Here is a 6627-nt window from a genome sequence, read left to right as displayed (position 1 = left end):
ATCACCACCGGACTCCACAACACCACCACCGACGAATAACCCCAGGCCGTCACGGGTCACCGGCGAATCCGGTAAATCGTGACGAAACGGGAGTCGCGCCGCGGGCTGAATGCGCCCATAATGGGTGCTGGTGATGCGGCGATGGCGCTTCATGATGAGGAACAACGGCAGCTGGCGGAGATCGAGCGCCGGCTCGCCGAGGAGGACCCGCGCCTTGCTCAGCGGCTCGAGAGGCTCCAGCCGTTCGCCCTGTCCCGCGCCGCGCTGACGCTCGCCGGCCTGCTCGCGTCGTTCTTCATCGGACTCATCGCCATCGCGACCGGCGCCGAGCTGGGCCTGCCGTGGCTCTCCATCGCGGGTGCCGCGCTCTCCGTCGCGGTCCCGACGCTCGTCGTCTGGCGGCTCTGGGTCCGGCGGTTACGCTGACCCGTTTGCCTGGTCACCGCTCACTCGCCCGCGGGGCCGGACAGCGCTCGGCAGCGACTGAAGTGATCTTCGGTGCCGGTCGCGCTAGTAGGATCCGAATCGGTGCAGGTTCGGTCGAGGTGAGGGGCTGACGCGTAGATCATGGGGAACACGAGTCCGCCCGGGTGGCGGCTGTTTCGCCGCACGTCGTGGAACGAGTGGAGGCAGGTCGCGGACATCCTGCGGCAGGAGACCGTCGGTGGTGTCCTGCTGCTCATCGGTGCCGTCATCGCGCTGGTGTGGGCGAACTCACCGTGGTCGGAAGCCTACACCTCGCTACGTGAGTTCACGATCGGTCCTCACGCGCTCCATCTCGACCTGACGATGTCCGAATGGGCGGCCGACGGCCTGCTCGCCATCTTCTTCTTCGTGGTGGGCCTTGAGCTCAAGCGCGAGTTCGTCGCGGGTGACCTGCGGGACCCGCGGCGTGCCGCGGTGCCCGTCATCGCCGCCGTCGGCGGCGTCGTGATGCCCGCCGCGTTCTACATCGCGATCAACGCGACCAGCGGCGGGGAGGCACTGCGCGGCTGGGCCATCCCCACGGCCACGGACATCGCGTTCGCGGTGGCGGTGCTCGCGGTGATCGGCCGGTTCCTGCCGTCGGCACTGCGCATGTTCCTGCTGACGCTGGCGGTGGTCGACGACCTCATCGCGATCCTGATCATCGCCGTCTTCTACACCGACGACCTCGAAACCGTTCCGCTGCTGGCGGCCGTCGTGCCGCTGGCGCTGTTCACGCTGCTGGTGCAGCGGCGGGTGCGGTCGTGGTGGCTGCTGATGCCGCTCGCGCTGGCGACCTGGGCGCTCGTCCACGCCTCCGGTGTGCACGCGACCGTCGCGGGGGTGCTGCTCGGCTTCGCGGTGCCCGCGCTGCGGCGGCAGGGCGAGGCACACGGCCTGGCCGAGCACTTCGAGCACCGGTGGCGGCCGGTGTCGGCGGGGGTGGCGGTGCCCATCTTCGCCCTCCTCGCCGCGGGGGTGACCTTCGGCGGGCTGGAGGGCCTGGCCACCTCGCTGACCGACCGGGTCGCGCTCGGCATCATGGCCGGGCTCGTCCTCGGCAAGGCCGTCGGCATCTTCGGGGCCACCTATCTCACCGGCCGCTTCACCAAGGCCCAGCTGGACGGTGACCTGGCCTGGATCGACGTGCTGGGCCTCGCCGTACTGGGCGGGATCGGTTTCACGGTGTCGCTGCTCGTCGGCGACCTCGCCTTCGGTGCCGGCTCCGAACGGGAGGAGCACGTCAAGGTCGCCGTCCTCACCGGGTCGCTGATGGCGGCGCTCATCGCCACCGTGATCCTGCGCTTCCGCAACCGTGCGTACCGGCGGATCCACGAGATCGAGACCGCGGACGTGAACCAGGACGGCATCCCCGACGTCTTCGAGAGCGACGACGATTCCGCAGGCCGCGGGTGAGGGACGGCCCCTGGCGGGGCCGCCTCAGCAGCAAGGGGGCGGGATGCGCAACCCCCGCTCGAGCTGCGAGGTCACTGGCCTAGACTCGGACATCCGGTCCCACGTGACCAGTGGCCGTCCGCGGCCGAATCCACAGACACCGAATACTGTCCCGGCGAGGAGAAAACGTTGAAGAGCACCGTCGAGCAGCTGAGCCCGACGCGCGTAAAGATCAATGTCGAGGTGCCGTTCGACGAGCTCAAACCTAACTTCGACCGCGCCTACCGCAAGATCGCTCAGCAGGTCCGGATCCCCGGCTTCCGTCCCGGCAAGGCCCCGGCCCGCGTGCTGGAGAGCCGGATCGGCCGCGCTCCGGTGCTCGACGAGGTCGTCAACGAGGCCATCCCCGCGAAGTACCTGGAGGCCATCCGCTCCGGTGACGTGCGCACGCTCGGCCAGCCCGACTTCGAGGTCACCAAGATCGAGGACCGCGATGTGCTGGAGTTCAGCGCCGAGGTCGACGTGCGCCCGGAGATCGAGCTGCCCGACCTCAGCTCGATCTCGGTGACCGTGGACGACGTCGAGTTCGATGAGTCCGAGGTCGACGAGCAGCTCGACGAGCTGCGGGCGCGCTTCGGCACCCTCACCGGCGTCGACCGGCCGGCCCAGAGCGGCGACTTCGTGTCGATCGACCTCTCGGCGACCGTCGACGGCGAGGAGGTCCCGGACGCCTCGACCTCGGGGCTGTCCTACGAGATCGGCTCCGGCCAGCTCGTCGAGGGCATCGACGACGCGATCATCGGAGCCGAGGCGGGGGAGACCCGGACGTTCACCACCAAGCTGGTGGCCGGTGAGCACGCCGGCAAGGACGCCGAGGTCACCGTCACCGTCCAGTCGATCAAGCAGCGGGAGCTGCCCGAGGCCGACGACGAGTTCGCCCAGCTCGCCAGCGAGTTCGACACGCTGGAGGAGCTGAAGAACGACCTGCGCGAGCGGCTGACGCGGATGAAGCGCATGCAGCAGGGGGTGCAGGCCCGCGACAAGGTGCTCGACGCCCTGCTGGAGAACACCGAGGTGCCGATGCCGGAGAAGGTCCTCGAGGGGGAGATCGAGAACCGCAAGCACGACGCGGTGCACCCCTTCGACCACGACGAGGACGCCTTCGCGAAGTCGCTCGAAGCCGAGGGCAAGTCGCTGGAGGAGTTCGAGCGGGAGGTTCGCGAGGAGTCCGAGAAGTCCGTCCGCACCCAGCTGCTGCTGGACACCATCGCGGACGAGAAGGACCTCAACGTGAACGACTCGGAACTGACCGAGCGCATCATCTACCAGGCGCAGCGCTTCGGCGTCAGTCCGGACGAGTACGTGCAGCGCGCGCAGCAGTCCGGCCAGCTCGGCGCCATCTACGCCGACGTGCGGCGCGGCAAGGCGCTCGCGTCGGTGGTGCGCGGGGTCACGGTGACCGACGCCTCGGGCTCGCCGGTGGATCTCGAGGAGCTGTTCGGCAAGGAAGAGGACGAGGCGACCCCCGATGTCGTCGAGGGCGCGACCGCCGAGGCGGCTCCTTCGGGTGAAGAGGACGAGACGCAGGTCACGGAGGACGCCACCGAGGCCACGCCGGGCGACGACAAGTGACCCTTTCTCATGCTCTGAGCGAACTCGGGCGGTGTCAGGCATTTCGTGCCGCCCGAATTCGTTAGGGTCGGTTACAAGATCTGAATTCGGAGAACCAGGAGGGTCATGCACGATCCGGCCGGCGGGGGCTCGCGGAGGTCGCTTCCCGGCGCCGGACGCCGGTGAGGTGCATCTCACGACGGGTGCGCCGGCGGAACGTGCATGGCCCGACATCTGCACAACACACAGTGGCCCTCGCACCGCGCGGGCCACGGCGGCGAAAAGGCAGGCAGACGTGACGCAGCACATGCCCGAGGGGCGGACCTCAACCGCCGGGCTCAACCTGACCGACTCGGTGTTCGAGCGGTTGCTCCAGGAGCGCATCGTCGTGCTCGGCTCCGAGGTCAACGACGAGATCGCGAACCGGATCACCGCCCAGCTCCTGCTGTTGTCGGCCGAGGACCCCCAGGCGGACATCCGCTTCTACATCAACTCGCCGGGCGGGTCGGTGACCGCGGGCTTCGCCATCTACGACACGATGCAGCTCATCGAGCCGGACGTGTCGACCTACGCGATGGGGCTCGCCGCGTCGATGGGACAGTTCCTGCTGTCCTCCGGGACACCCGGCAAGCGGTACGCTCTGCAGCACGCGCGGATCCTGATGCACCAGCCCTCCGCGGGTGTCACCGGTACGGCGTCGGACATCGCGATCCAGGCCGAGGTCTTCGGCAAGTGGAAGAACGAGCTCGCGAAGATCACGGCCGAGCAGACCGGGCAGGACATCGAGCAGATCATCAAGGACGGCGACCGGGACCGCTGGTTCACCGCTGAGGAGGCCAAGGACTACGGCTTCGTCGACCAGGTGCTGACCCGCGAGAACCCGCGCCCGAACTCGAACAGCTGACCGGGCACGGTAGGAGGAGAACCCCATGAGCAAGCCGCATCTTCCGCAGTCCCGGTACGTGCTGCCGTCGTACGTCGAGCACACCAGCTACGGGCCCAAGGAATCCAACCCGTACAACAAGCTGTACGAGGAACGGGTCATCTTCCTGGGCGTGCAGGTCGACGACGCGTCGGCCAACGACGTGATGGCCCAGCTGCTGCACCTCGAGCACGAGGACCCGGACCGCGACATCACGATCTACATCAACTCGCCCGGTGGCTCGTTCACCGCGCTGATGGCCATCTACGACACCATGCAGTTCGTGCGCCCGGACATCCAGACGGTCTGCCTCGGCCAGGCGGCCTCGGCCGCCGCGGTGCTGCTGGCTGCGGGCACGAAGGGCAAGCGCCTCGCCCTGCCCAACTCGCGCGTGCTCATCCACCAGCCCGCCACCGAGGGCGCGTACGGCCAGGTCTCCGACCTGGAGATCCAGGCGAACGAGATCCAGCGCGTGCGGCGGCTGATGGAGACGACGCTGGCGAAGCACACGAACAAGACGGCGGATGAGGTGCGCGACGACATCGAGCGCGACAAGATCCTCACCCCCGAGGAGGCCAAGGAGTACGGCATCATCGACGAGGTGCTGCCGTACCGCAAGGCGTCCGAGGAGAAGTGACCCCGGCGGGGGCCACCGCCGCACACCCGGCGGTGGCTCCCGCGGGCACGTGCCCGCGCCCGGGGAAGGGCGCGGTCGCGTGTCGTCGGCGGCAGGTCGCCGCCCGCGGGTCTAGGGTGTGGTCCGCGCGTCCGGAATTGCCGTTGGTCCTCCCGCCGGGCGCGTTGGACGGGTACCGTCAGTGGCAGCGCGGGAAGTCCGCCGCCACGGCGAGGGACAGCGAGACGCATCAGGTGCTCTCGGGCACCGGAGGGGACGAGGTCAGCGGTCATGGCACGGATCGGCGACGGCGGAGACCTGTTGAAGTGCTCTTTCTGCGGGAAGAGCCAGAAACAGGTGAAGAAGCTCATCGCCGGGCCCGGCGTATACATCTGCGATGAGTGCATCGACCTTTGCAACGAGATCATCGAGGAGGAGCTGGCCGAGGCTGGCGACGTCAAGCTGGACGAGCTGCCGAAGCCGGCGGAGATCCACGACTTCCTCGAGCAGTACATCATCGGTCAGGACGACGCGAAGCGCTCGCTCGCGGTGGCGGTCTACAACCACTACAAGCGCATCCAGTCCGGTGACAAGGGCGGCCCGAAGGACTCCAAGGAGGAGCCCGTCGAGCTCGCCAAGTCGAACATCCTGATGCTCGGCCCCACCGGCTGCGGCAAGACGTACCTGGCGCAGACGCTGGCGAAGCTGCTGAACGTGCCGTTCGCGATCGCCGACGCCACCGCGCTCACCGAGGCAGGCTATGTCGGTGAGGACGTCGAGAACATCCTGCTCAAGCTCATCCAGGCCGCCGACTACGACGTGAAGCGGGCCGAGACGGGCATCATCTACATCGACGAGGTCGACAAGATAGCCCGCAAGTCGGAGAACCCGTCCATCACGCGGGACGTGTCCGGCGAGGGCGTGCAGCAGGCACTGCTGAAGATCCTGGAGGGCACCACCGCCTCGGTGCCGCCGCAGGGCGGGCGCAAGCACCCGCACCAGGAGTTCATCCAGATCGACACCACCAACGTGCTGTTCATCGTGGCCGGTGCGTTCGCGGGTCTTGAGAAGATCATCAACGAGCGGATCGGCAAGCGTGGGCTCGGGTTCGGCGCCGAGATCCGCACCAAGCGGGAGATCCAGGACAGCGACGTCTTCACCGAGACCATGCCCGAGGACCTGATCAGGTTCGGGCTGATCCCGGAGTTCATCGGCAGGCTCCCGGTGCTGGCCAGTGTCACCAACCTGGACAAGCCCTCGCTGGTGCAGATCCTCACCGAGCCGCGCAACGCGCTGACGAAGCAGTACAAGAAGCTCTTCGAGATGGACAACGTCGAGCTCGAGTTCACCAAGACCGCGCTCGAGGCGATCGCGGACCAGGCCGTGCTCCGGGGGACCGGTGCCCGTGGCCTGCGCGCCATCATGGAAGAGGTACTGCAACCGGTGATGTACGACATCCCGAGCCGGGACGACGTGGCGAAGGTCGTGATCACCGAGCAGACGGTCCGGGAGAACGTCAACCCCACGATCGTGTCGCGGCAGCCGTCCCGCCGGCAGCGCAGCGAGCGTGGCGAGAAGTCGGCTTGACACCCTCGACGCCCGCCTGATCCCATCCGCC

The 6627-nt window shown here is 68.1% G+C and carries 6 protein-coding genes; all 6 read left to right on the top strand.

The window, feature by feature from the left end; translation table 11 throughout:
- Positions 1-141: 141 nt before the first annotated feature.
- The 6 genes from JAP66_RS28730 (at position 142) to clpX (ending at position 6596) form a co-directional block, all read left to right on the top strand.
- Positions 142-426 carry a DUF3040 domain-containing protein gene (locus JAP66_RS28730; protein ID WP_199434988.1) on the top strand — a complete coding sequence of 95 codons (285 nt, stop codon included), beginning with the start codon at positions 142-144 and terminating at the stop codon, positions 424-426.
- 141 nt (positions 427-567) lie between these two features.
- The gene (nhaA, locus tag JAP66_RS28725; RefSeq protein ID WP_199434987.1) at positions 568-1881 is read left to right on the top strand and encodes a Na+/H+ antiporter NhaA; all 1314 of its coding nucleotides are present in this window, start codon (positions 568-570) and stop codon (positions 1879-1881) included.
- Between the two features lie 168 nt (positions 1882-2049).
- Entirely contained in the window at positions 2050-3492 is a 1443-nt protein-coding gene (gene tig / locus JAP66_RS28720) for a trigger factor (protein ID WP_199434986.1), read from the top strand.
- Positions 3493-3766: 274 nt separating this feature from the next.
- Positions 3767-4375, top strand: coding sequence for an ATP-dependent Clp protease proteolytic subunit (locus JAP66_RS28715; protein WP_199434985.1), 609 nt, complete (start codon positions 3767-3769; stop codon positions 4373-4375).
- A gap of 25 nt (positions 4376-4400) precedes the next feature.
- Entirely contained in the window at positions 4401-5030 is a 630-nt protein-coding gene (locus JAP66_RS28710; protein WP_199434984.1) for an ATP-dependent Clp protease proteolytic subunit, read from the top strand.
- A 270-nt stretch (positions 5031-5300) separates the two neighbouring features.
- Entirely contained in the window at positions 5301-6596 is a 1296-nt protein-coding gene (gene clpX, locus JAP66_RS28705) for an ATP-dependent Clp protease ATP-binding subunit ClpX (RefSeq protein ID WP_199434983.1), read from the top strand.
- Positions 6597-6627 lie beyond the last annotated feature (31 nt).

Origin of the sequence: Qaidamihabitans albus (assembly GCF_016464705.1) — a bacterium.
GTDB lineage: Bacteria > Actinomycetota > Actinomycetes > Mycobacteriales > Pseudonocardiaceae > Qaidamihabitans > Qaidamihabitans albus.
Note: the sequence above shows the minus strand (reverse complement) of the source record. Positions and strands in the feature narration are given on the sequence as shown.